This window comes from Halomonas shantousis, assembly GCF_054654615.1.
The window spans coordinates 941,046-963,626 of the sequence record NZ_BAAIER010000002.1; the positions used below are offsets into that span (position 1 = coordinate 941,046).

At 61.2% G+C, this 22,581-nt stretch carries 21 protein-coding genes; 13 read left to right on the forward strand and 8 right to left on the reverse strand.

Annotated features, from left to right (window positions below; all coding sequences use genetic code 11):
• Positions 1-93: 93 nt before the first annotated feature.
• Positions 94-1,674 carry an aldehyde dehydrogenase (NADP(+)) gene (locus tag ACYQ12_RS05090; protein WP_459868648.1) on the forward strand — a complete coding sequence of 527 codons (1,581 nt, stop codon included), beginning with the start codon at positions 94-96 and terminating at the stop codon, positions 1,672-1,674.
• An 89-nt stretch (positions 1,675-1,763) separates the two neighbouring features.
• Here ACYQ12_RS05090 and ACYQ12_RS05095 read toward each other — a convergent pair whose 3' ends face one another.
• The 5 genes from ACYQ12_RS05095 to ACYQ12_RS05115 all read right to left on the reverse strand — a co-directional run bounded on the left by ACYQ12_RS05095 (position 1,764) and on the right by ACYQ12_RS05115 (position 6,255).
• Entirely contained in the window at positions 1,764-3,068 is a 1,305-nt protein-coding gene (locus ACYQ12_RS05095; RefSeq protein WP_459868650.1) for a TRAP transporter large permease, read from the reverse strand.
• Between the two features lie 34 nt (positions 3,069-3,102).
• Entirely contained in the window at positions 3,103-3,660 is a 558-nt protein-coding gene (locus tag ACYQ12_RS05100; protein ID WP_459868652.1) for a TRAP transporter small permease, read from the reverse strand.
• A 65-nt stretch (positions 3,661-3,725) separates the two neighbouring features.
• A complete protein-coding gene (locus ACYQ12_RS05105) occupies positions 3,726-4,715 on the reverse strand; it encodes a TRAP transporter substrate-binding protein (RefSeq protein WP_459868654.1) in 990 nt (329 codons plus the stop codon).
• A gap of 90 nt (positions 4,716-4,805) precedes the next feature.
• Positions 4,806-5,750, reverse strand: a complete 945-nt coding sequence (locus ACYQ12_RS05110; protein ID WP_459868656.1) for a LysR family transcriptional regulator — start codon at positions 5,748-5,750, stop codon at positions 4,806-4,808.
• 67 nt (positions 5,751-5,817) lie between these two features.
• Positions 5,818-6,255 carry a VOC family protein gene (locus ACYQ12_RS05115; protein WP_459868658.1) on the reverse strand — a complete coding sequence of 146 codons (438 nt, stop codon included), beginning with the start codon at positions 6,253-6,255 and terminating at the stop codon, positions 5,818-5,820.
• A 244-nt stretch (positions 6,256-6,499) separates the two neighbouring features.
• Between ACYQ12_RS05115 and ACYQ12_RS05120 the strand changes: the two genes are divergently transcribed.
• From ACYQ12_RS05120 to ACYQ12_RS05145, 6 genes are all read left to right on the forward strand, one after another.
• The gene (locus ACYQ12_RS05120; protein ID WP_459874468.1) at positions 6,500-7,252 is read left to right on the forward strand and encodes a 5-oxoprolinase subunit PxpA; all 753 of its coding nucleotides are present in this window, start codon (positions 6,500-6,502) and stop codon (positions 7,250-7,252) included.
• Positions 7,253-7,260: 8 nt separating this feature from the next.
• The gene (locus ACYQ12_RS05125; RefSeq protein WP_459874469.1) at positions 7,261-7,965 is read left to right on the forward strand and encodes a 5-oxoprolinase subunit B family protein; all 705 of its coding nucleotides are present in this window, start codon (positions 7,261-7,263) and stop codon (positions 7,963-7,965) included.
• A 5-nt stretch (positions 7,966-7,970) separates the two neighbouring features.
• Positions 7,971-8,915 (forward strand): 5-oxoprolinase subunit C family protein, encoded by a 945-nt coding sequence (locus ACYQ12_RS05130; protein ID WP_459868660.1) that lies wholly within the window; start codon positions 7,971-7,973, stop codon positions 8,913-8,915.
• A gap of 235 nt (positions 8,916-9,150) precedes the next feature.
• The gene (locus tag ACYQ12_RS05135; protein ID WP_459868662.1) at positions 9,151-10,068 is read left to right on the forward strand and encodes a MurR/RpiR family transcriptional regulator; all 918 of its coding nucleotides are present in this window, start codon (positions 9,151-9,153) and stop codon (positions 10,066-10,068) included.
• 31 nt (positions 10,069-10,099) lie between these two features.
• Positions 10,100-11,422 carry a pyridoxal phosphate-dependent aminotransferase gene (locus tag ACYQ12_RS05140; RefSeq protein ID WP_459868664.1) on the forward strand — a complete coding sequence of 441 codons (1,323 nt, stop codon included), beginning with the start codon at positions 10,100-10,102 and terminating at the stop codon, positions 11,420-11,422.
• Positions 11,423-11,567: 145 nt separating this feature from the next.
• Positions 11,568-11,954: a DUF4168 domain-containing protein gene (locus tag ACYQ12_RS05145; protein WP_459868666.1), complete on the forward strand. Its 387-nt coding sequence runs from the start codon at positions 11,568-11,570 to the stop codon at positions 11,952-11,954.
• Positions 11,955-12,128: 174 nt separating this feature from the next.
• On the opposite strand, the gene ACYQ12_RS05150 is transcribed toward ACYQ12_RS05145, so the two are convergent.
• On the reverse strand, positions 12,129-12,860 hold the full coding sequence (locus tag ACYQ12_RS05150; protein WP_459868668.1) for a PRC-barrel domain containing protein: 732 nt from the start codon (positions 12,858-12,860) through the stop codon (positions 12,129-12,131).
• A gap of 294 nt (positions 12,861-13,154) precedes the next feature.
• On the opposite strand from ACYQ12_RS05150, the gene ACYQ12_RS05155 reads away from it, so the two are divergent.
• Positions 13,155-13,553 carry a hypothetical protein gene (locus ACYQ12_RS05155; RefSeq protein WP_459868670.1) on the forward strand — a complete coding sequence of 133 codons (399 nt, stop codon included), beginning with the start codon at positions 13,155-13,157 and terminating at the stop codon, positions 13,551-13,553.
• A 142-nt stretch (positions 13,554-13,695) separates the two neighbouring features.
• Here ACYQ12_RS05155 and ACYQ12_RS05160 read toward each other — a convergent pair whose 3' ends face one another.
• Complete coding sequence (locus ACYQ12_RS05160) at positions 13,696-14,340, reverse strand: flavin reductase family protein (protein ID WP_459868672.1); 645 nt, start codon at positions 14,338-14,340, stop codon at positions 13,696-13,698.
• Between the two features lie 135 nt (positions 14,341-14,475).
• On the opposite strand from ACYQ12_RS05160, the gene ACYQ12_RS05165 reads away from it, so the two are divergent.
• Positions 14,476-14,868 carry a hypothetical protein gene (locus ACYQ12_RS05165; protein WP_459868675.1) on the forward strand — a complete coding sequence of 131 codons (393 nt, stop codon included), beginning with the start codon at positions 14,476-14,478 and terminating at the stop codon, positions 14,866-14,868.
• 36 nt (positions 14,869-14,904) lie between these two features.
• Here ACYQ12_RS05165 and ACYQ12_RS05170 read toward each other — a convergent pair whose 3' ends face one another.
• Positions 14,905-15,780: an AEC family transporter gene (locus ACYQ12_RS05170; RefSeq protein WP_459868678.1), complete on the reverse strand. Its 876-nt coding sequence runs from the start codon at positions 15,778-15,780 to the stop codon at positions 14,905-14,907.
• A 204-nt stretch (positions 15,781-15,984) separates the two neighbouring features.
• Here ACYQ12_RS05170 and otsB point away from each other — a divergent pair, with 204 nt between their 5' ends.
• The 4 genes from otsB (at position 15,985) to ACYQ12_RS05190 (ending at position 22,445) form a co-directional block, all read left to right on the forward strand.
• Positions 15,985-16,752: a trehalose-phosphatase gene (otsB, locus tag ACYQ12_RS05175; protein ID WP_459868681.1), complete on the forward strand. Its 768-nt coding sequence runs from the start codon at positions 15,985-15,987 to the stop codon at positions 16,750-16,752.
• 187 nt (positions 16,753-16,939) lie between these two features.
• Positions 16,940-18,364 carry an alpha,alpha-trehalose-phosphate synthase (UDP-forming) gene (locus ACYQ12_RS05180; protein ID WP_459868684.1) on the forward strand — a complete coding sequence of 475 codons (1,425 nt, stop codon included), beginning with the start codon at positions 16,940-16,942 and terminating at the stop codon, positions 18,362-18,364.
• Between the two features lie 125 nt (positions 18,365-18,489).
• On the forward strand, positions 18,490-20,166 hold the full coding sequence (locus ACYQ12_RS05185) for a multidrug ABC transporter permease/ATP-binding protein (RefSeq protein WP_459868687.1): 1,677 nt from the start codon (positions 18,490-18,492) through the stop codon (positions 20,164-20,166).
• A 164-nt stretch (positions 20,167-20,330) separates the two neighbouring features.
• On the forward strand, positions 20,331-22,445 hold the full coding sequence (locus ACYQ12_RS05190) for a TonB-dependent siderophore receptor (protein ID WP_459868690.1): 2,115 nt from the start codon (positions 20,331-20,333) through the stop codon (positions 22,443-22,445).
• Positions 22,446-22,581: the final 136 nt, after the last annotated feature.

The following is a 22,581-nucleotide window of genomic DNA, read 5'->3' on the forward strand; positions in this document are numbered from 1 at the left end:
TTTCATGGCGGGCGAGTGCATCTCGATTAGGCTAAGCAGGACAAAGTATGAGCCATTGACCACTGGCAAGCCGCCATAGTGCAAGGAGAAAGCATGTCCACGATTCTTGGCAAGCAGTACATCGGTGGCACACGGCTGGCCGAGGGCGGCCACACCATGCTGTTCAGTCTCGATGCCGCCACGGGCGAGGCGTTCGACCAGCCTTTCCATGAGGCCACGGCACAGGAAGTGACGGCCGCTGCGCGTGCCGCGGCCGACGCCTTTCCTGCCTATCGTGCCCTGTCGCCGGAAAAACGCGCCGATTTTCTCGAGGCCATCGCCGATGAGATCGATGCTTTGGGCGATGATGTGATTGCCGAGGTCAAGCGCGAAACGGCGCTGCCGGAAGGGCGGCTGACCGGTGAACGTGCGCGGACCAGCAATCAGCTGCGCCTGTTCGCCAAGGTGCTGCGTCGTGGTGATTGTCTCGGGGCACGAATCGACCGCGCCGATCCCGAGCGTACACCGCCGCGCCCCGACCTGCGTCAGATGAAGATCGGCATCGGCCCGGTGGCCGTGTTCGGCGCCAGCAATTTCCCTTTCGCCTTTTCCGTCGCTGGCGGTGACACCGCCTCGGCGCTGGCGGCGGGGTGTCCGGTAGTGGTCAAGGCGCATCCCGGCCATCTGATCACCTCGGAGCTGACCGCCAATGCCATCAGCCGCGCGGTGGAGAGAACGGGCATGCCCAGCGGGGTGTTCAACATGATCTACGGCGACAAGGTCGGCGCTCGGCTGGTTCAGGAACCGATGATCAAGGCGGTGGGCTTCACCGGTTCGCAGCGCGGTGGTCGGGCGCTGTTCGACCTGGCCCAGGCGCGTCCCGAGCCGATTCCGGTCTTCGCCGAGATGTCGAGCATCAACCCGGTGTTCGTGCTTGATACGGCGCTGGAGCAGCGTGGCGATGAGATTGCTCAAGGGCTGGCCAGTTCGGTGGCCCTGGGGTGTGGCCAGTTCTGCACCAATCCGGGGCTGATCATCGGACAGCGCTCTCCGGAGATGAGCCGCTTTGTCGAGCGGCTGGGCGAGGCGATGCGCCAACAGCCGGGGCAGCACATGCTCAATGCGGGGTTGCGCGACAATTACCGCGAAGGCATCGAGCGCTTCGAGGGGCTTGGCGGCATGCAGGCAGTGGCACGTGGTGACGCCGACGCGCATCAGGTCGAGGCGCGCCTGTTCAAGGCGGACAAGGCACTGTTGTGGTCAGAGGGATCGCCGCTGCTGGAGGAGGTGTTTGGCCCGGTCACCGTGGTGGTCGAGGTCGATGGACCGGAAGAGATGGTTGCCGCGGCGCGCCGCCTCGATGGTCAGTTGACCGCGACGCTGGTGGCCGAGCCGGTCGACCTGGAGCGTCAGGGTGGGCTCATGGCGATTCTCGAGGACAAGGTCGGTCGGCTGCTGTTCAACGGCTATCCCACCGGTGTGGATGTCGGCGATGCCATGGTGCATGGCGGGCCTTACCCGGCCACTACCGATGCGCGCGGCACTTCGGTGGGGACGCTCGCCATCGAGCGCTACCTGCGTCCGGTGTGTTACCAGAACCTGCCTGATGCGTTCCTTCCCGAAGCGCTCAAGAGCGGCAATCCGCTGGGAATCCTGCGCTTGGTGGACGGCGAATATACGCGCGAACCCGTTTAAGCGCGTTTTGTCTCGATGAATGAAACTCGATGAATGAAAAAGGCCACCGTGATTGCCCGGTGGCCTTTTCTCGTTCCGACCCGAGGAACTCAGCCGCTCATCGCCTGAGGCAGATAGAGCACGATGCCGGGGAACAGATGCATCAGGACGATGGCGACGATCATCAACAGAAAAAACGGCAGCGTGGCACGGGTGATGGTCAGGATGTCCTTGCCGGTCATGCCCTGGATGACGAACAGATTGAAGCCCACCGGCGGAGTGATCTGCGACATCTCGACCACGATGACCAGATAGATGCCGAACCAGATCAGATCGAAGCCTGCCGCGTCGATCAGCGGCATGACGATCGATGTCACCAGCAGGATCAGCGAGATCCCGTCGAGAAAGCAGCCCAGCACCAGCAGGAACAGCGTCAGCACCACCAGCAGGGCAGTCGGAGACAGTCCCATCTCGGCGATATTGCTGGCCAGCTGCATGGGCAATTGCGTGAAGCTCATCGCCGAGGAGAGTAACGAGGCGCCGGCGATGATGAAGGCGATCATGCATGACGTGCGCAGTGCGGCAAACAGGGAGTCGAGAAAGATCGTCCTGTTGAAGTGGCCGTTCCAGCGCGCGATCACTATCGACAGCACCACGCCCACCGCGGCAGCTTCGGTGGGCGAGGCCAGCCCACCATAGATGCTGCCGAGGATGCCGCTGATCAGTACCAGCAGCGGAATCAACTGGGCGCTGTTGCGCAGTTTTTTCATCAGCGGCAGGTGCGGTTCCTCATGGCCCGCGCCGCCACGGCGCTGCCCGATCAGCAGCGACCAGCCGATCAGATAGGCCATGAACAGCCCCAGCAGCAGCAGACCGGGCAGCACGCCGGCAATGAACAGTTGCGAGATCGACTGTTCGGTGACCACGCCGTAGACGATCATCATGATCGACGGCGGTATCAACAGGCCCAGCGTCGAGGCACTGGCCAGCGTGCCGATGGCCATTCCGCTGTCGTAACCACGACTCTCGAGTTCGGGCAGGGTCATCTTGCCCACCGTGGCGCAGGTTGCCGCCGAGGAGCCACACACGGCGGCAAACAAGCCGCTGCCGATGATGTTCGAATGCAGCAGGCGACCCGGCAGGCGGTTGAGCCAGGGCGCCAAGGCGCGGAACATGTTGTCGGCCAGGCCGGAGCGGAACAACACTTCTCCCATCCACACGAACATCGGTAGCGCGGTGAGGTCCCAGCCGTAGCTGGCGCCCCAGAAGTCGGAGGCGAGAATCGGGCCGGGGTCGAAACTGGTGAAAAAGCTCAGTGCAATCCAGCCGGTGCCGAGCAGGGCGAAGGCGATCCACACGCCGCCGCCGAGCAGCAGGGCCAGGGTGAAAATCATGGCGATACTGAGCGTCAGCATGAGACGTCTCCACAAGCACAAGCCTTGGCGGGCATCATTCGCCGCCCTCCTGCGACTCGGGAGCCGCATAGCGGGAGGGAGCGGTCAGGGCGGTGACGAGAGTAGCGATCAACGCTTCGAGCAGGGCCAGACACATCAGTACGATGCCGACGACCAGAACCGTTTGCGGAATCCACAGCGGAATCGCGAGCAGCCCGGAGGAGACGTCGCCATAATCGAGGCTTTCACGGACCAGGCCGGTCAGTTCCCAGGCCAGCAGTACGCTCAGCGCCAGTGCGATCAGCAGGCAGGCGGTCTCGACCCATACGCGCACGACTGCCGGTAGTCGCGAGATGAGCAGCGTCACTCGAATATGGGCATGGTGTGTGAAGGTGTAGGCCAGGCTCAGGAAGGTCGCACCCACCAGCAGATAAGCGGCGAGTTCGGCAACGCCATGGATTTCGATACCCAGCCGAGAGGCGCCGACCATCACCAACAGGGCGTCCAGACAGCGCAGGATTACCTGCAGGGTGACCATGGCGCAGATGGCCAGCATGCAGATAGCGGCGCCCCAGGCACCGAGGCGATAGAGTCTATCGAGTCTGAATGTCATGTCAGTCACACAAACGGTGAGAACGCCCGCCGAGCACCATCGGAGCCGAGCGGGCGAGGGTGGGCTTATTGCGCGGACTGGCGCTCGCGGTAACGCTCGACCAGTGCATGGGCCTGCTCACCGGCGCGGCTCTGCCAATCCTGGAAGAGCTGATTGCCGGCAGCCTTGAGATCGGCGGCCAGCGTCTCGTTGGGTGTGGAGATGGTAATGCCGTGAGACTCCAGCGCCTCGGCACTCCGGGCGCTGTCCTCGCGGCTCATCTGCCAGCCACGGCGCTCGGCCTTGGCCGCGGCATCGAGCACGGCCTGCTGAGTGTCTTCATCGAGACGGTCGAAGGCCCGCTGATTGACGAAAACGATATTCTTGGGTAGCCACAGCTTGGCGTCATTGTAATGAGAGACGTAGTCCCATGCCGACATGGAATTGCCGGTGGACACCGAGGTGATCATGGCATCGACCCGGCCGGTGCTGAAGGCGGTGGGAATATCGGCTTCCTCGGTTTCGGTCGGCGTACCGCCGAGGTTCTCGACGAAGCGTTGAGTGTTGATGTTGGGCGCGCGGACACGCAGGCCCTCGAACTGTGACGCGTCGGTCAGTTCGAAATCGGTGTAGATCCCCTGTGCCGGCCACGCGACGGCATACAGGGGCATCAATCCCTGCTCGGCGAACATCTGGGTGATGACTGGCTTGGAGGCCTGCCACAGGTCATAGGCGTCCGCATAACTGCCGGCCAGACCGGGCAGGGTGTCGACTTCATAGATCGGCGATTCGTTGGAGAGGATGGAGAGGAACACTTCGCCGGCCTGGATGGTTCCGCGCCGCACGGAAGGCTTGATCTCGGGATGAGCGATCAGAGAGCCGCCGCTATGTACGGTGATGGTCAGATCGCCGTTGGTGGCTTCTGCCACGTCCTCTGCAAACTGCTTGGTATTCTGAGTATGGAAACTGGCGTCGCCGTAAGGCGTGGCGAGGTTCCACTGGGCGGCCAGTGCGTTTGTGCCAAACGTCAGGGAGCCCAATGCCGCCAGCCAGACAAGAGAATGTGTAGTGCGCATGACAACGTTTCCTCGTTGTTATTGAAGGTCAGGGAACTGAAAATCATTCTTCAAGCGGTGACGTGTCGGGTCAAATCGTTAATTCTTATGTCAAGTATCGGCGTAGTCTTTCATCGCGAAAGGTAATGAAAGAGTTTCATGATCATGTGCGTAGTCCGCTGCGCACTGTTTGCCGAGACGTGCCACGCTGGCGCAGAAACTCGGATAGTTGGCGCTGCGCCAGATCGCCTCGTAGATCATCGGGGGGAGCGGCTCCTCCAGGGACAGACGCTCCAGTTCTCCCGTCTCTATCGCGTCTCGCACCGTGGCGACCGGCAATACGCCGATGCCCAGGCCTTCGATGCTCATGCGCATGATGGTCATCAGCGTACTCGAACAGTGGATTCTGGGCGCCTCGACGCGATGCGCCGCCAAATAGGCCACCAGTTCGCTGTAGGGGCGCGCCTGCTTGCTGAAGGAGATGAAGGCCGCCTGGGCAAACGCCTCGCGGCCGCCATCTCTCAGCCGAGCGGCCAGTGCCGGGGCGGCGAACATGCCCATTTCATAGGTACACAGCGGTGTTTGCACGGCGGAAATCCCCGCTGCGACACCATCCATGGCAAACAGCATGTCGAGATCGTTGTCGGCCAGACGGCGATGCAGAAAGGGCGAGATATCCACTGTCAGTTCGATGGTCAGCTGAGGGTAACGCTTGGCCAACCGGCGCATGAAGGCGGGGAACCAACTGCTGGCGATGGTTTCGATGACACCTAGGCGTAGAGTACCGGAAAAGGCCTCCTCGTCCTGAAACAGGCGCATCGCTTCCTCGCGTCCGTTCAGCAGGCGCTCGGCATGGACGAAGAACTCGCGCCCGCGCAAGGTGGGCTGCACGGGACGAGCCGAGCGTTCGAGCAGCGACTCGCCGACGCTGGCTTCCAGACGAGTGATGCGGTCGGAGATCGACGGCTGGGTGATGTGCAGCCTGGCGGCACCCTTGCGGAACGAGCCCAGCCGCACCACCCAGACGAACGCCTCGAGTTCCTTGAAATCGAACATCGTTTTGTATCCTGCCCCGCGCATGCGAAGCGCATATCGGCATGTGCGGGGGCGGTCTTGGCTGGCCTCAGGCCTTTCTGAACAGCTGGGTTTCGCGGTCCTTGAAGGCCTTGAACTCCAGCGCGTTGCCCGAAGGGTCATAGAAGAACATGGTGGCCTGTTCGCCCGGTTCACCCTTGAAGCGGATGTAGGGCTCGATCTCGAACTCGACACCGTGGTCACGCAGCTTGTCGGCCAGGGCCTGCCAGGCATTCATCTCCAGCACTACGCCGAAATGCGGCACCGGTACGCCGTGGCCGTCAACCGGATTCTTGTGGCTGGCCACACCCGCGCTTTTCAGCGCCGGGTTCAGGTGACAGACGAACTGATGACCATAGAGGTCGAAATCGACCCAGGAGTCGGAAGAGCGACCTTCGGGGCAGCCCAGGAAATCACCATAGAAGCGGCGTGCTTCGTCGATATCACGGACCTGAACGGCCAGATGGAACGGATCGCTGACAGCCATGGGGCATCCTCGCTAGAGCGGTGGCGGACATTGACGTGTCCGGATATGGAAAGCGCTTCCGTCATTTGCAGAAGGCGGAATGCCTGATTCTTCAACCCGCCAATGCCCGGCGTCAACTCGTTTCGAAAGTGAACGCCATGAAAGACCAGACCGATATCATGCATCGTGAAAAACGATTGGACCCTTGCGCTGGGCTTTCCCTAAAGTGAAGCCGACCAGACGGACAACAATCATGAGGTCTCTCGTGCGCCTTCCCTTTCTCAACTGCGACATGGGTGAAAGTTTCGGCAACTGGAAAATAGGCCTCGACGAGGAGGTCATGCCCTTCGTCGATTGCGCCAACATCGCCTGCGGTTTTCATGCCTCCGACCCCGGTATCATGCGCCGCACGGTCGCGCTGGCGGTGGAACATGATGTGCGTATCGGCGCGCACCCTGCCTATCCGGACCTGCAAGGATTCGGACGTCGTTCGCTGGCATGCTCTGCGCGTGAAGTCGAGGACATGCTGCTCTATCAGATCGGCGCGCTGGAAGGCATCTGTCGCGCCGAAGGTGCGCGTGTCAGTTACGTCAAGCCACATGGCGCACTCTATAACGACATGGCGCGCGATCCCGAACTGCTGCGTGCCGCAATGCAGGCGGTGGTTCGCTACGATCGTTCGCTGCCACTACTGGTCATGGCCACCGCCGATCCGACATCGATGCGGGCACTGGCCGAGGAAATGGGCGTGACGCTGTGGTTCGAAACTTTCGCCGACCGCGCCTACGATGCCCAGGGGCATCTAGTCTCGCGCCGCTTGCCCGGTGCCGTTCATCACGATAGCGAAGTGATCGTCGCCCAGGCGGTGAGGCTGGCCAAGGGCGAGGCGCTGACGGCCAATGACGGCAGCACGCTCTCGCTGCCCGCCGACACGCTCTGCGTCCATGGCGATAATGCCGAGTCGGTGGCCGCCGTGCGAGCCATCCGCGAGGCGTTCCAGGCGCTGGAGCGGGCATGACGAGGCCGCTGAATCCACGGCTGGAAACGGTGGGTATGGATAGCCTCATCGTGCGCCTGTTCGAGGGCATCGACGAAGCCAACATGCCTTGGCTACTCGCCGCCGATCAGGCGCTGCGCGTTGCTTTCGATGACGCTTTGATCGATCTCGTGCCCTCCTATACCACCTTGCTGGTGCACTACGACATCCGGCGCATGGGGCTTGAAGAAGCGCGCACGCGCACGCGTCAGGCCCTCGAAGGCCTGGTGCCCGTAGCCGGGAGCGGCGGGCAGCGTCACGTGATTCCGGTGTGGTACGACGAAAGCGTCGGTCCGGAGCTGCCGCGCATCGCCGCGCGGCTGGGCATGCGTGACGAGGAGGTCATCGCCCGCCACTGCGGACGCGACTACAGCGTCTTCGCGCTGGGCTTCGCGCCCGGTTACGCCTTCATGGGGCTGGTCGAGGAGGCGCTGGCGACGCCCCGCCTGAAGACGCCACGTCAGAAGGTCGCGGGAGGCAGTGTGGGTATCGCCGATCGGCAGACCGCGATCTATCCGTCGCGCTCGCCCGGCGGCTGGAACATTCTCGGACGCACGCCGGTAGCGCTGTTCGATCGCGGCCGCGAGGGTTACAGCCTGTTCCGTCCCGGTGACAAGGTACGCTTCGAGGCCATTTCCCGCGAGGCGTTTCTCGCCCAAGGGGGGGATCCCACCCCGCTGGAAGAAAGGGAATGAACGCCATGAAACAAGCGCCAATGAATGCTCTGATCGTCGAGCGCGCCGGCCCGCTGGCGCTGGTCCAGGATGGCGGCCGTTTCGGCGTGCGCCATCTGGGGGTCACGCAGGGAGGCGCGGCGGATTGGGTTTCGCTGGGCTGGGCCAACTGGTTGCTGGGCAACGCGCCGGATGCGCCCGGGCTCGAAATCACCGTGGGAGGACTGACGCTACGCGCCGAATCGTCGGCGCGGCTCGCCCTGGCCGGAGCCGATCTGGGCGCCACGCTGGAGGGGACGGCGCTCCAACCCGGGCAGAGTTTCACCATCGCGCCCGGCCAGCGACTCGTCTTCGCCAACCCCCGCGCCGGGTTGCGGACTTATCTCGCCTTTCCCGGCGGGCTCGACGTCGTCCCGGTGCTGGGCAGTGTCTCCAGCGTGATGCGTGAGGGGCTCGGCGGGCTGAATGGAGAGGGACGCCCGCTCGCCGACGGCGACCGGCTGGTCTGGTCGGGAGACTGCAGCGCTCCGCGCACCCTGCCGGTACCGCTACCCGGCATGCCGGGCGGGTCGGATGAGCCGGTGACGCTTGAACTCGTTGCCGGCGCCCAGATTGCCGAGTTCACCGGGGCCAGCCTGTTTGCCGCCTTCAACAGCGCCTGGCGCGTCGATAGCCGGGCCGACCGCATGGGGGTTCGCCTGACCGGCCCGTGCCTACAGCGCGTCGGCGAGGGAATGATTTCCGAAGGCATTCCGCTCGGCGCCGTTCAGGTGCCTGCCGACGGCCAGCCCATCGTGCTGCTCAACGATCGCCAGACGATCGGCGGCTATCCGCGTCTGGGGGCGTTGACTCCGCTGGCCTGTACCCGGCTCGCACAGTGTCTGCCGGGAACAACGGTTCGCCTGCAGCCCGTGACGGCGGGGCAGGCACGCGAGACACATCTGAAGCAACTGGCGATGTGGCGGGCATGAGCCTGCCACTGGGCCGAGGTCTGCCTGCCCGGTTCATCGACCGACTGCTGTTTTCCTGCCTTTCCCATTCGACCTCACCCCGGCGTCTCGTGGCGGCCTGATTGGCGTCACGCCCGTGGCAAGCGTCATCATGTTGTCTTGATATGAAAATAAATTTCCATAGATGGAAATTTATTTGATTACCTGTCTTGAGGCGCCTAGAGTAGACATCACCGAGTCACTGTCGGAGTCCTGAATGTCCGTCTCGTCCATATCCCTGCCTCCCGAGCGTTACGCCGATCTGCAGATACTGGCGCTGCGTGCCCGTCGCGGCGAGGCAGTGGCGTTGAAACTGTCCGCCAAGGGGCTGGCACTGCTGGAAGGTTTGCTGGCGTCACCGGAGGAGACCGGACTGTCCAGTATTTCCCGGCTGGCCGAGCGTCATGGCGTCAACCCTTCCAGCCTGACGCGCCTGTCACGCGCGCTGGGCCTGCCCGGATTCAAGGCGCTACAGGCGCTATTTCGCGACGACCTGGCAGGAAGCGCCTTCTATTCGACGCGGGCGGAGCGGCTGCTCGACTTTGGCGAGACGCCGCAGGCGATGCCGGGTGAGTCGGGGATGGACTCGGCCTTGTGGCAGCAGGAGATGGCCAATCTTGCGGCAGCGGTGGAAGGACTCGATGCGACGCGCCTTGAGGCGGCGGTACAACGGATCATCGCGGCTCGGCGTGTTCACGTGGTCGGGCTGCGCGCCAGCTTCGGCGCGGCGCATTATCTGGCGTATTACCTGGATTATCTGCGTGACGGGGTACAGCTGGTGTCTCTGCAGGCAGGCATCGGCGCGGAACATGCGCTGCGCCTGGGGCAGGAGGATCTGGTGATCGGCATCGCCTTCCGACCGGAAACCCGCACCAGCGTGGAGTATTGCCGCCTGGCGACGGAACAGGGCGCATCGCTGGTCGCGCTGAGCAACCATCACAACGCGCAACTGGCAGGATTGACCGACACATTGCTGGTGGCGCCTGCCGAGGGCCCGTTCTTCTTCAATCCGATGAGCAGCCTGTTCCTGCTGGCGGAAATGCTGCTGTCGCGCGTCGCTCATGCCATGGGGGGCGAGGCCGTCAGCAGCATCCGCCGACGCGAAGCGCTGATCGGACGTCTCGACATCGAATAACCTTTTCCAGCGCCTTGCAGGAGGTCGCCACATGAATCCCGATCCGACATATCATCCTGGCAAGCCGTCACTCGATGCCGCAGCGTGGCTGCAAGGCGGCTATGACGATGCCAGGGAGGCGACACGCGCCTCCGACACGCTGTTGATCAACGAACAGTCCCGGCTGCTGGAGACGCAGGGGCGTCGTATCGTCAAATTCGGCTTCGGCCAGTCGCCATTTCCGGTATTCGGGCCTGCGGTCGAGGCTCTGGCCCGGCATGCCGGCGACAAGGCCTACTTGCCGGTGCAGGGCCTGGCGGCGTTGCGCTCTCGGGTGGCGGCCTTCCAGAGCCGCATGGACGCCACGCCATGGGAGGAGGAGCGGGTCATGATTGCGCCGGGCAGCAAGCTGTTGCTGTTCGCGCTGATGAGGGCTTTGCCGCCGGCCGAGATCGTGATTCCCGCGCCGGCCTGGGTTTCCTATGCACCGCAGGCCAGGATGGCCGGACAGCGGGCGGTGCGTCTGGAAACTTCTTTTGCCACGCGCTGGCAGATCACGCCGGAACAGCTCGATGCGCATTGCCGGGCGGGTGGCCCCCGGTTGAGACTGCTGATTCTCAACGCACCGGGCAATCCCACCGGCCTGTCGATGGATGAATCGACACAGCGCGACCTGGCGGACGTGGCACATCGGCATGGCGTTCTGGTGCTGTCCGATGAAATCTACGCGATGCTGCATCATCAGGGCGAGCATCGGGCCTTTGCCCGGGACTACCCGCACGCCACGGTGACGACCAGCGGCCTGTCCAAGTGGTGCGGCGCCGGGGGCTGGCGCCTGGGTGTGGCGCATATCCCCGCGGCGCTAGGCGACGAAGTATTGGCACGCATGCGAGGCATTGCCTCCGAAACCTGGTCGAGCGTGGCCAGCCCCGTCCAGGAAGCGGCCGTTACGGCCTACACGCCGACACCGGCACTGCGCGAGTATGTGCAGCGCCAGCGGGATATCCTTCGCAATGTCGGAGAATGGTGCGCAGCGCAGCTCAACCAAGCCGGAATTCGGACCCATGCGCCCCAGGGGGGCTTCTATCTGTTTCCCGATTTCGAGGCACACCGGGACCGTTTGGCAGCACGCGATATCACGACCAGTGCCCAACTGACGTCGCGCCTGCTCGAAGAGCTGGGCGTGGCCTTGCTGCCAGGGTCAGCCTTCGGGTGCGCCCCCGACCAGTTGACGGTCAGGCTCGCCTACGTGGATTTCGATGGTGACAGCCTCATGGGCGAGGACGCGCCGGATGCAGGCGCCTGGGTGGATCGCCCTGCATTCGATACGTTGCGCCACGGTATCCAAGCGATGGTCGATTGGGTTCGCGGTTAGTGATTGCGCTGGCTGTCGTTGTTCTGCGACAAGGCCAGGTTGAATTTACATTTAATTTTTCAATATGTTACAAGAAAGGTGGAACTAAGCGGGCGTGAATGCGTCACACTTGGTACACACACGGCAATACCTTTGGAGGTTCTTCATGCAACGGATCACTGCATTCCTGTCGGCAGCTGTGCTCGCCACAACCATGGCCGCTGGATCCGCTATGGCTCAGGAAAGTTCCGGTGCGGCCGGTAGCGCGGGTACCACCCAGTCCCAGACGCAGAATTTCTCCGACGAGCAGCTTCAGCAGTTCGCCGATGTTTCCCAGGAGATTGCCCGGATCTCTCAGGAATACACAGGTCAGTTGCAAGACGCACAGGATGAAGCCTCCCAGCAGCAGATTCGTCAGGAAGCCAATGACGAAATGGTTCAGGCCGTGCAGGACAGCGGTATGAGCATCGAGGAATTCAATAATATCGGCCAGGCGATCCAGCAGGATCCGCAGTTGATGCAGCGTGTTCAGAAGATGGCTCAGCAGCAGTAACCGCCGATCTCGAGAGAAGCCGAGCGCCAAAGGCCACCTTTAAGGTGGCCTTTTTTATGGCTGCTTTCTACAGAACTCTCTACAGGTTTCTTTCTATAAATTCCATGGAAGAATAGAGAAAGGACGGCATGACCTGCCGCGTTCTGGCAGCAAGTCATGCCATGCCCTTGAAGCTTAATTGTCGCGATCGTTGTCTATCGCTTCACTGGCATTATCAAGGATGTCGGACGTGACGTCCTTGGTGCTTTCCCAAGCGCTGGCGGCCCCTTCCTTCGTGTTCTCCCAAGCGCTGGCGGCGCCTTCCTGAGTGTTTTGCCAAGCCTGAGCGGATTGGGATTTGGCCCGGTTCCACCACTCATTGTTGTATTCGGGCAATCGTTCGATCTCTTCCCTGTCCATGTCGAGATAGACACGGTAGGTCAGATCGTCGAGGGTAGTGCTGTCATCGGTTTCGACAGTAAACCGACCCTTCTCGACTACGAAATCCTTGTCACCGATGTCCAGGACGCCACCCGCCTCGAAGATCAGCCCTTGAACGCTCATGTCTTCGCCGAGCAGGATGTCCTCGACATCACCGATATCTTCATCGCGATTGCTGGCGAGATAAACATCGGCATCCAGCAATTCATCGGCTGAGTACAGGCCTTGAAGCTGATTCGTTCCCTGCTGGGCTTGGCCCTGCTGCTGGTTCTGGGCCATTACATGGCTGCCCACGGTGAGCCCGCCAGCAACGAGAGCGGTAATCAGAACGGGATTGAGCTGTCGACGCATGTGATGTGCTCCTTGCTTATCCATGTGTACATAGAGTGGACGTGTTTCCACATCTGTTTCGATGGCAAATTGTGAAATTAGTGCCCTGTCAGCAAAATGCTTGGCATTTCCCTGCCAGCCTCTGCGAATCGCCATCTCTGCATCTTAAGGGTAAAACGCCTGCATGCTTTTTCAAGCCGATACGTTCTTCGCTCCCATGGTCGGGGCACGGAAGTGTCTTTTTACGGTCCATCATGAATGTTGGCCGCTTGTGAATAATTGGCTATTTTCTAGGTGTTCCAAGCGCTAGGTGTTCCAGTAGCTAGGGGTTCCAATAGATAGTTCCGTCCCATCGGGAGAAGGGTGGTGAACAGGCTTCGTGTTGTACGCCATGACCGTATCGCAATTAGCGAAACGCCATGCTCGGAGCGAAAACAGGGAGGAAGCAGCATGAGTGAGGCAAGAAAGCCAAGGAAATTACTGATCGGCTTGTGTCTGATGGGAAGCCTGGCATTGGCGGGGTGTGGTGAGGATGAGGCGCCTGAGCCAACCGACAACCAACCCTCGGCTGAGCAGGATGAGGGGCCGGCAGCCGGTAGCCCGGCCTATGAGCAGGGTGTGCTTGATGATGAAGGTGAGCATAAAGTGCTCGAAGGCGGCAACCTTGAACGGGATGAAGCCGTTACCATGGATCCGCGCGGCGAGTCCGGTCCCGCAGACAGCACGGAAGATGATTCCCGGACTGGAGAAACGTCAGAGCCGCCAGATCAGGACTCCTTCGACGACACCACTGCCGGTGGTACGGCAGGCGGCTCTCTGACCGAGGAGGAGCCGGACGAGCAGCGCTAAGGTCCGATCGAGCGTCAGAAAAGATGCGCCGCGCTGTGGTGCGGCAGGACTTCGGCGATAGAGACGCCCCATGCCGGTGAGCCGAGGCATGGGGCTTTTCCGCATGAACGTGGGGCTTTCTCGTCCCTTACGCCCTCGTCCCTTACGCCGGGCGCTGCAGGGAGAACAGATCGGTGCAGCGGACGTAATCCGCACCGGCCATGCGCCCTACGGGTTGCAGGGTATCGATGTTGATATGACGCCCATCCCAGACGGTATTTTCGGCATGGATCGTCACCACTTCGGCAAGTACCAAACAACCGGCACGGGGCTGCTGACCGAACTCGACAATGCTGTGCAACTGACAGCCGAAGGCGACGGGGGCCGCGGCGATACGCGGCACGCGCAGTTTGCCCAGAGAAGCCTTGGCAAGACCGGCATGCAGAAATTCATCTTCGCCATACGCCAGTGAAGCGCTGGTGGCGTTGAGCGCCTCGATGAGGGGCTCCCCCCCGATATGCACCACGCACTCCGGAATCTCGCGCAGATTGCGAACGGTGTCCTTGGGGTGCCCGGCCTCTCCCAGCAGGGGGGAGAAGGCCAGCACGGGAGGCGTGACGCTGGCGACATTGAAAAACGAGAACGGCGCGAGATTGGCCTGCCCTTTGCCATTGACGGTCGATACCCAGGCGATGGGGCGCGGGGCGATGCTTCCGCTGAGCAGGCGATACAGGATGGCGGGGTCGAGTGTCGAGGCGTTGAGTTCCATGGCGTTCTCATGAGAGGGGCGTGCCTCGTATCCCATCATGGCGTGTCGTCTGCGTCCAGCGACAGGTGCCTGTCGGCTCTGTTTCGTGCCGCTTGCAGTTCCGGTAGCTTGAGGCTTTATTGGAATGATCGCGACATGTTCCGCATCAAGGATGAATCTGGTATGGGAGGAGGTATGTTGGACACGAAACGCTTGAGGACGGTAATGGCGGGACTGGTGCTGGTGTCTGCAGGGCTGGGCTTGGCCGGGTGCGGAGATGACGAGTCCGGCGATTCGAGCGATGTCTCCATCGACGATGTGAAGGATGCCCAATCCGATACGCGATACGATACCGATGCCGAGCAGAGCGAGAGCCCGGATGACAACAAGGATTCCCCTGAGCTGAGCGGCGAGATACCGGCCCAGGGCGGCAAGCAGCGCGGTGCGATGGGGCAGGATGCCGGCACGCTGGAGGGCGAAGGCAGCACTCGCAGCGGACAGAGCGGTATCCAACAGGGTCTGGAAAGCTCTCAAGGGAATCAGGGCGAGACGACCAGTGTGATGGAAGCACCCTCCCAGTCGCAGTGATGCCGATGTCTGACGGGGCGGGCGAAGACTACCCGGTCAGAGCAGAAAAGCCAGCTGCAGCGGCAGGTACGCCAACGCCAGCAGGGTGGAGCAGAACACCAGGCTGGCGACATACTCCGGCTCTCGCTGCGCACGCTGAGCAAAGAGATAGTTATAGACGGCCACGGGCATGCTCATCTGTAGCACCAGGATACTTCGTGCCAACGGCGGCAGATCGAAAAGATAGCCGATTCCCAGTGCCACCGATGCGGCGATCACGGTGCGCAGAAGGCTGAATTGCAGGCCTGCCCGAAGCCCCTTCACCTGGATGCCGGCCAATGAGACCCCGAGGGTGATCAGCATCAACGGTACGGTAAGGCCCGACAACAACCCCACCGTATTGGCCATCCACTTGGGCAGTTCCTGATGCGAGAGCATCAGGCCGACGGCAATGGCGATGCTGTATATCGTGGGTGTGCGCAGCAATACCTTCAACGGGTTGCGGCGGCTGGTCACCAGTACGCCAAACGTGAACTGCACCATCGCCACCGTCATCATCACGGTTACCGCATAAGCGAATCCCGCCTCGCCGAAGGCATACAGGGATACCGGCAGCCCCATGTTGCCAGTATTGGGATACATCATCGGCGATATCACCACCCGCCAATCCTTGCCCAGCAGCTTGGCCATGCCGAAGGCCCCCATGGCCATGACCGCCAGTACGGCTAGCGTGCCCAGCATGGTTTGCCCAAAGGCATGAGGCTCGATATGGGTACTGGCCAGCGAGGCGAGAATCAGTGAGGGAGTACCGACATTGAAGACCAGTCGGGTCACGAAGTCCGTGGGATAGGAATAGCCCAGACGGACCCAGAAGAAACCGATACCGGCACCAAACAGGACGGGCGCCATGACGGCAAACAGTTCGGCAAGCATTGCGCATCCTTGTGGTGACCGAATCGAGACGGCATGTTGCCTGTCTGATGGCCTGCGAGCAATGCAATCGTCAGGCTGACCCAGCGTTACGGTACGCTGGCGTATGGCGCATGATTTTTATACAGTGAAAAGAGAGGAGCTCTCGATCCGATCATCGCTGTACCATGACCAAGCTCTCTCAGGCTCAAGGAGGATGACCTGTCAATGTCGAACGCAGAGACGTTCCTTTCATGTCCCTTGCCCTACACGCGTGATGCCTGGGCGTTGTTTCTCGATCTGGACGGGACGCTGAGCCCGCTCATGGCCAAGCCCACCGACGTTGTGCTCGAAATGCACCTGCTCGAGCTGCTGAGCTCGCTGCATGAACAGTTGAATGGAGCGCTGGCGATCGTCAGCGGACGCTCCATCGAGAATCTGTCGCAACTGTTGTCGCCTCTCGAACTGCCTCTGGCGGGGCAGCACGGGGCCGAGCGTCACGATAGCGTTAACGGCTATTCCTTGAACGAACCCGATCACGACACGCTGAAGAAGGCTCGCGAAGAGCTGAGCCGCTTTCTCGAGGCGCATCCCGATCTGGAACTGGAGGACAAGGGGGCGAGCCTCGCGCTGCACTATCGCAACGCTCCCGACAAGCTCGAGGTCATTGAGCGGCAGTTACAGCATCTGCGCAGTACATTGGGCGAAACCTTGACGATGCATGGTGGCAAGTTCGTTTTCGAGCTGCGAACCACCTCCTGCAACAAGGGGGAGGCGATCCATCAGTTCATGAAGGAGGCGCCCTTTGCCTCACGAACGCCAGTGTTCATCGGCGACGATCTGACCGACGAGGATGGTTTCGCCGCCGTCAATGCACTCGACGGCTACTCCATCAAGGTGGGGGAGGGTGACACGCGAGCGATGTATCGCCTCAAGGATCCCGAAGCCGTCGAGGCGTGGCTCAGTGCCTGTCTACGTCAGCTGTCAGACGCTTGATAGAGGCAATGGGCCGTGCCATGGCGTTGAAAGGACAATGCGTTTGGCTCGATGCGGGAAAGACGTATCGGCCTTGCACGAGAGCGTCAGATGAGTGACCCCAGGGGTGAACAGCCGGCCGGGAATCATCAGGTCGGACAGGGTAAATAAACGGCCATCAATCATTTATCAGAGGAAGTCTTTTCTCATGTCCACGGAACAGGATAATGCGCTGATTGTGGTCTCCAACCGAGTGCCGTCTCCCAAGAGCTCGGGAGGAAGCCAGGGAGGCCTTGCAGTCGGCGTGATGAATGCGCTCCAGAAGAATGAAGGGTTATGGGTCGGCTGGAGTGGGGAAATCGACCAGGACCGCGACGCGCAGCTCAATCACTACACCTTCGATTCGGTACGTTTTGCGACATTTCCGCTGACGGAGCAGGATCACCAGACCTTCTATGTCGGTTTCTCCAACGAAGTGCTCTGGCCGTTGTTTCACTACCGCACCGACAAGGTGGAGTACAGCCGCGAGAATCTGGAAGGCTACCTGCGCGTCAGCCAGCGCTATGCGCGTCATGTGGCGACGCTGGTCGAACCGCATTCGCGTATCTGGGTACACGATTATCAACTGATACCGCTGGGATATTTTCTGCGTCAGGCAGGAGTCGAGGCTCCCATCGGTCACTTCCTGCACACCCCGTTTCCGCCGTGGGACGTGCTGCGCATTCTGCCCGACTACGAAAACCTGCTGCGCTATTTCAGCGCCTACGACGTCATCGGCTTCCAGACCGAATGCGATCTGCGCAATTTCCGTGACTGCATGCAGCATGGCCTCGATGCCGTCTTCCATGAAGACGGAACGATAGAGGCCGACGGTCGGCGCTTCAGAGCCGAGGCCTTTCCCATCTCGATCGATGTGGATTCCGCTCAGGAAATGGCCAAGCGGGGCGTGGAAACCAACACCGGCAAGCGGCTGGCGAACTCCCTGCGGGACCGCACGCTGGTCATGGGGGTCGATCGCCTCGACTACAGCAAGGGCGTCTACAAGCGCTTCCAGGCTTTCGAACGGCTGCTGGAGAAGGCCGAACATCAGCACGGCCATGTGGTGTTCATACAGATATCGCCACCCTCACGCACCGACGTTCAGGAATATGCGGATCTGCGTATCGAGCTCGAACGTGTCGCCGGCCATGTCAATGGACGTTTCGCGGATTACGACTGGACGCCGCTGCGCTATCTCAACCGCGGTTACAGCCGCGAGTCGGTTCTGGGCTTCCTGCGTCTGAGCCGGGTCGGCTTTCTCACGCCGCTGCGCGATGGCATGAATCTGGTCGCCAAGGAGTTCGTGGCCGCCCAGGACCCGGAGGATCCCGGTGTGCTGGTGCTTTCCCATCTGGCGGGTGCCTCCTGGGAGTTGAAGGAGGGCGCACTGGTATGTAATCCCTACGATACCGAAGGCGTCGCCGACATGCTGGAACAGGCGCTGATCATGCCCTTGGAGGAGCGCAAGGAGCGCTGGCAACGCATGATGGATGTGCTGCGCAAGAACGATATCCATCAGTGGTGCCAAGCATTTCTCGGCGCGCTGGGCGATATTCGACAGCCCCAGAGGGATCAGTTGCAGCTGCCGGATTGACGCATTTCGTTAGGAAAACGGGGCCTTTAATCCTCGCGCTAACCCGTTGTAAGAAAAACCGCCCTTGACCATGGGCGGTTTTTCGCAAGAATCGGAGAGCCTTTCCATCCCTGACAGGACTCTCCATGGAGCTTCTCCGCGTCGTCTTTCGCGATTATCGCTGGCCATTCATCGCCGTCATGGCACTGAGTCTGGCCAGTGCCATCCTCGGTATTGGCGTCATCGCCTTCATCAATCAGCAGTTGATCGAATCGGCCGGCAACCCGGCGGTCGTGCTGCCGCAGTTCATCGGGCTGATCGTGCTGCTGCTGCTCGTCACGCTGGGCTCGCAACTGGCCCTGACGGTGCTGGGCCATTTCTTCGTCTATCGGTTACGTGGCCGTTTGATCAAGCGCATCCTCGATACCGATATCGAGCGGATCGAGCAACTGGGTAGCGCCCAGCTGCTCGCCAGCCTCTCCAGCGATGTCCGCAATATCACCATCGCCTTCGTCCGCCTGCCCGAACTGGTGCAGGGTATCGTGTTGACGCTGGCTTCCATCGTCTATCTGGCTTGGCTGTCACCCTCGATGCTGCTGGTCACGATGGTCTGTATCGGTGTCACCGTGGCGGTAAGCTGGTGGCTGGTCTCGAAGGTCTATCTGCACTTCAGCCAGGTACGCGAGGCCGAGGATCGGCTCTATCAGGATTTCGAATCGGTCATCGACGGACGCAAGGAACTGACGCTCAACCGCTATCGAGCTCAGCACCTGTTCGAGCAGGTCTATACGAACGACTCCCGGGATTACCGCTACCACATCATCCGCGCGGACACCTATCACCTCAGCGCCAATAACTGGACCAACATCATGATGCTGGGCGCGATTGGCGTGGTCTTCTTTCTCGCCAACACGCTGGGCTGGGCGAATACCGCGGTGGCGGCAACCTTCGCGCTGACGATCCTGTTTCTGCGTACGCCGCTTATACAGGCAGTTGGCGCTCTGCCGACCCTGATCAATGCCCAGGTCGCCTTCGACAAGCTTGGATCGCTGGAACTGGCCGAGTACCGGTCGGAGTTCCATCGCGGAGAGGCGGCGGCCGACTGGCAGGTCATCGAGCTTCGTGACGTCAGCTATCGCTATGCCGCCAAAGACGGCCGGAATGGATTCGAAGTGGGGCCGCTGAACCTGCGTCTCGAAAGGGGCGAGCAGGTGTTTCTGATCGGCGGCAACGGCAGCGGCAAGTCGACCCTGGCCCGCCTGCTGACCGGCCTGTACCGTCCATGCAGCGGTGAAGTGCTCATCGATGGCCAGCCGGTCACGCCGGAGCAGTGGGAGAGCTTCCGGCAGCGCTTTGCGGCGGTGTTCACCGACTTTCATCTTTTCGATCGCGTGATAGGGCCTCAGGGGGAGCCGGTGGATGCCGAATTTCTCGGTGCCTGGCTGGACCGGCTCGAGATGCGCGAGAAGCTTCACTTCGAAGATGAGCGTGTGACCAACACCCGCCTCTCCCAGGGGCAGCAAAAGCGCCTGGCGCTATTGCTGGCGTTGGCCGAGAAGCGTGACGTGCTGGTACTCGATGAGTGGGCAGCCGATCAGGATCCCGTGTTTCGGCGCATCTTCTATCGTGAATTGCTGCCGCGCTTTCGCGAGATGGGCAAGACGGTGTTCGCCATCAGCCATGACGACCACTATTTCGAGCACGCCGACCGGCTGCTGGAGATGCGCAGCGGGCAACTCACCGAACTGACGGGGGAAATGCGCCATCAGGTCAGCCGTGATGCCGTCGCCCGCATCGGACATCCCGGAGCCGATTCGGCCTGAGTACAGACTGCGTCGAGAGGTTGATCGTCGCCATTCTGGCGATTGTGAGTACAAATAAAAATCTTTATCATATGGAATGTGTTTCGTCTCGCTGAACAAACCGTCCCGTTTGACGCGTCGAACTTTTTGCATGTCTTGTACTGCTGCATAACCGAGGAATCGTCATGCCCCGTTCCCTGCCCCCCGCCGGGCCTTTCAACGTTCTGTCGTCCCAGACCCGCCGTCGGCTGGCGCGGAGCCTCCCCGGTATGCTGCTGCTGGCCGCACCATTAGCCGCTCTGGCTCAGGACAATGCCCAGGATGAGCCGCTGAATACCATGGTGATCATGGGGACGGCGCTCAAGATCGAGACGCCGGCGGTAGAAACGCCACGCGCGACCTCCGTCGTGGCCAGCGAGGAACTGGAAGAGCGTGCCGTCAACGATTTCGACGAAACGTTTCGCTATCGCTCCGGGGTGATCTCGGCACCCTATGGGGATGACAACAAGGCCGACTGGTTCGTGCTGCGCGGCTTCGATGCCGGCGATGCCATCTACCAGGATGGCCTGCGGATGTTCCGCGAGGGGGGATACTTCTGGTGGCTGACCGAGCCTTTCGGCCAGGAGCGGGTTGAACTGCTCAAGGGGCCGGCGTCGATTCTTTACGGCGAGGCGCCTCCCGGCGGGGTGATCAACAGCATCAGCAAGCGGCCCACCGAGGAGGCGCGCGGACTCTTCGAGCTCGAGGCTGGCAGCGACGATCATCACCAGGTGGGTATCGATACCTCCGGGCCCCTGGCGGGCACCGACGATGTGCGTTATCGCGTGGTGGGGCTGTTTCGCGAAGGCGACAACGAGATCGACGGTACCGACAACGAGCGCGTCTACTTCGCCCCCAGCCTATCGGTCGACCTGACGGAAGATACCCGTATCACTTTCCTGGCCAGCTACATGAAGGATCACGGGGTATCCACCAACGGCTTCTTCCTGCCTTACGGCTCGCTCAACGATACGCCGTTCGGCAAGGTCGACCCGCAGACCAATCTCGGCGAGCCCGACTACGATCGGCGCGAGCACAAGCAGGTATCGCTGGGCTACGAGTTCGAGCATGACTTCGACGATACCTGGACCTTCCAGCAGAACCTGCGCTACAGCGAGCTGGAATTGCTGCTGCGTGGCGTCTATGCCTCCTATATGGCCGACGAGCGCCATGCCGTCCGCGGTTTGACCTACCGCGACGGCGAGTACGATGCGCTCACCGTCGACAACCGTCTGGTCGGCAAGTGGTTCACCGCCAATACCGAGAATACCCTGCTGCTGGGTGTGGACTATCAGGATTTCGATCTCAGCTATCAGAATGGCGATGATTTCAATTTTGGTGAACCGTTCGATATCTTCGATCCTGAATACGGCAATTACACCCCGGTCGATGCCAGTGGTCCGGAACATCACTATGAGCAGGGCAAGGAGCAGTTGGGGCTGTACGTCCAGGATCAGCTGCGCCTGTACGATCGCTGGGTCCTGCTGGCCGGGATGCGCCATGATTCGGTCGATGTGACCAATCGTAGTGGGACAGGTGACGATAGTAGCTATGACGACGACCAGATGTCCTTTTCCGGCGGCGTCATGTACCTCGGCGATTACGGTATCTCGCCTTACCTGAGCTACAGCGAGTCGTTCAATCCGCAGATCGGCTACGATCCCGATGGCAATGCCTATGTCCCCAGCGAGGGTGAGCAGTGGGAAGCTGGGGTCAAGTACGCGCCCGACTGGCTCGATGGCTACGTGACCGCGGCGGCCTTCGATCTCAAGGAAACCAACACGCTTTATGTCAGTGGCGAATCCAGCAACCGGCAGGGCGGCGAGCGGCATTCCCAGGGCTTCGAACTCGAGGGTGTGGGTTACCTGACCGACCAACTCCAGGTGAAGGCCGCTTATACTTATACAGACACTACTATCGAGAGCCCAGTGTTGGATGAGGTTCGCGCAGGAGGCATTCCGCGCCATCAGGCGTCGCTGTGGCTCGACTACGGCTTCGAAGGTGGCGCCCTCAACGGGCTCGATATCGGCGGTGGCGTGCGCTATGTCGGCGAGAGCGTCGATTCTCCTCTCTATAGTGATGCCGAGGTTTCCTCGTACACCGTATACGATGCCATGGCCCAGTACGCCATCAACGACCAATGGACGGCCCAGCTCAACGTCAAGAACCTCACCGACAAGGAGTACATCAGCAACTGCAACTACTGGTGCTACTACGGCGAGTCACGTAGCGTCGTCGGCAGCCTCAAGTATCATTGGTAAGCTTCACGGTGAGCTGGACGGCGAGATGAATGAGCGATTGAGGCTTTTTGCGATGCCGTATCAGTCAGCGTAGATATTCTCAGACGGTCGTAGCGCAAGGTCCCGCCATCTGGCGGGACCTTTCGTTGAGGCTACG

What these genes read in the sequence shown, in the direction of transcription:
- ACYQ12_RS05170 (WP_459868678.1), bottom strand. Translation starts at nt 15,780, where the DNA reads ATGCTTGCCGAACTGTTTGCCGTCATGGCGCCCGTCCTGTTTGGTGCC.
- ACYQ12_RS05160 (WP_459868672.1), bottom strand. Translation starts at nt 14,340, where the DNA reads ATGATGGGATACGAGGCACGCCCCTCTCATGAGAACGCCATGGAACTC.
- ACYQ12_RS05190 (WP_459868690.1), top strand. Translation starts at nt 20,331, where the DNA reads ATGCCCCGTTCCCTGCCCCCCGCCGGGCCTTTCAACGTTCTGTCGTCC.
- ACYQ12_RS05135 (WP_459868662.1), top strand. Translation starts at nt 9,151, where the DNA reads ATGTCCGTCTCGTCCATATCCCTGCCTCCCGAGCGTTACGCCGATCTG.
- ACYQ12_RS05130 (WP_459868660.1), top strand. Translation starts at nt 7,971, where the DNA reads ATGAAACAAGCGCCAATGAATGCTCTGATCGTCGAGCGCGCCGGCCCG.
- ACYQ12_RS05095 (WP_459868650.1), bottom strand. Translation starts at nt 3,068, where the DNA reads ATGCTGACGCTCAGTATCGCCATGATTTTCACCCTGGCCCTGCTGCTC.
- ACYQ12_RS05100 (WP_459868652.1), bottom strand. Translation starts at nt 3,660, where the DNA reads ATGACATTCAGACTCGATAGACTCTATCGCCTCGGTGCCTGGGGCGCC.
- ACYQ12_RS05090 (WP_459868648.1), top strand. Translation starts at nt 94, where the DNA reads ATGTCCACGATTCTTGGCAAGCAGTACATCGGTGGCACACGGCTGGCC.
- ACYQ12_RS05145 (WP_459868666.1), top strand. Translation starts at nt 11,568, where the DNA reads ATGCAACGGATCACTGCATTCCTGTCGGCAGCTGTGCTCGCCACAACC.
- otsB (WP_459868681.1), top strand. Translation starts at nt 15,985, where the DNA reads ATGTCGAACGCAGAGACGTTCCTTTCATGTCCCTTGCCCTACACGCGT.
- ACYQ12_RS05155 (WP_459868670.1), top strand. Translation starts at nt 13,155, where the DNA reads ATGAGTGAGGCAAGAAAGCCAAGGAAATTACTGATCGGCTTGTGTCTG.
- ACYQ12_RS05150 (WP_459868668.1), bottom strand. Translation starts at nt 12,860, where the DNA reads ATGGCGATTCGCAGAGGCTGGCAGGGAAATGCCAAGCATTTTGCTGAC.
- ACYQ12_RS05165 (WP_459868675.1), top strand. Translation starts at nt 14,476, where the DNA reads ATGTTGGACACGAAACGCTTGAGGACGGTAATGGCGGGACTGGTGCTG.
- ACYQ12_RS05115 (WP_459868658.1), bottom strand. Translation starts at nt 6,255, where the DNA reads ATGGCTGTCAGCGATCCGTTCCATCTGGCCGTTCAGGTCCGTGATATC.
- ACYQ12_RS05185 (WP_459868687.1), top strand. Translation starts at nt 18,490, where the DNA reads ATGGAGCTTCTCCGCGTCGTCTTTCGCGATTATCGCTGGCCATTCATC.
- ACYQ12_RS05180 (WP_459868684.1), top strand. Translation starts at nt 16,940, where the DNA reads ATGTCCACGGAACAGGATAATGCGCTGATTGTGGTCTCCAACCGAGTG.
- ACYQ12_RS05140 (WP_459868664.1), top strand. Translation starts at nt 10,100, where the DNA reads ATGAATCCCGATCCGACATATCATCCTGGCAAGCCGTCACTCGATGCC.
- ACYQ12_RS05110 (WP_459868656.1), bottom strand. Translation starts at nt 5,750, where the DNA reads ATGTTCGATTTCAAGGAACTCGAGGCGTTCGTCTGGGTGGTGCGGCTG.
- ACYQ12_RS05105 (WP_459868654.1), bottom strand. Translation starts at nt 4,715, where the DNA reads ATGCGCACTACACATTCTCTTGTCTGGCTGGCGGCATTGGGCTCCCTG.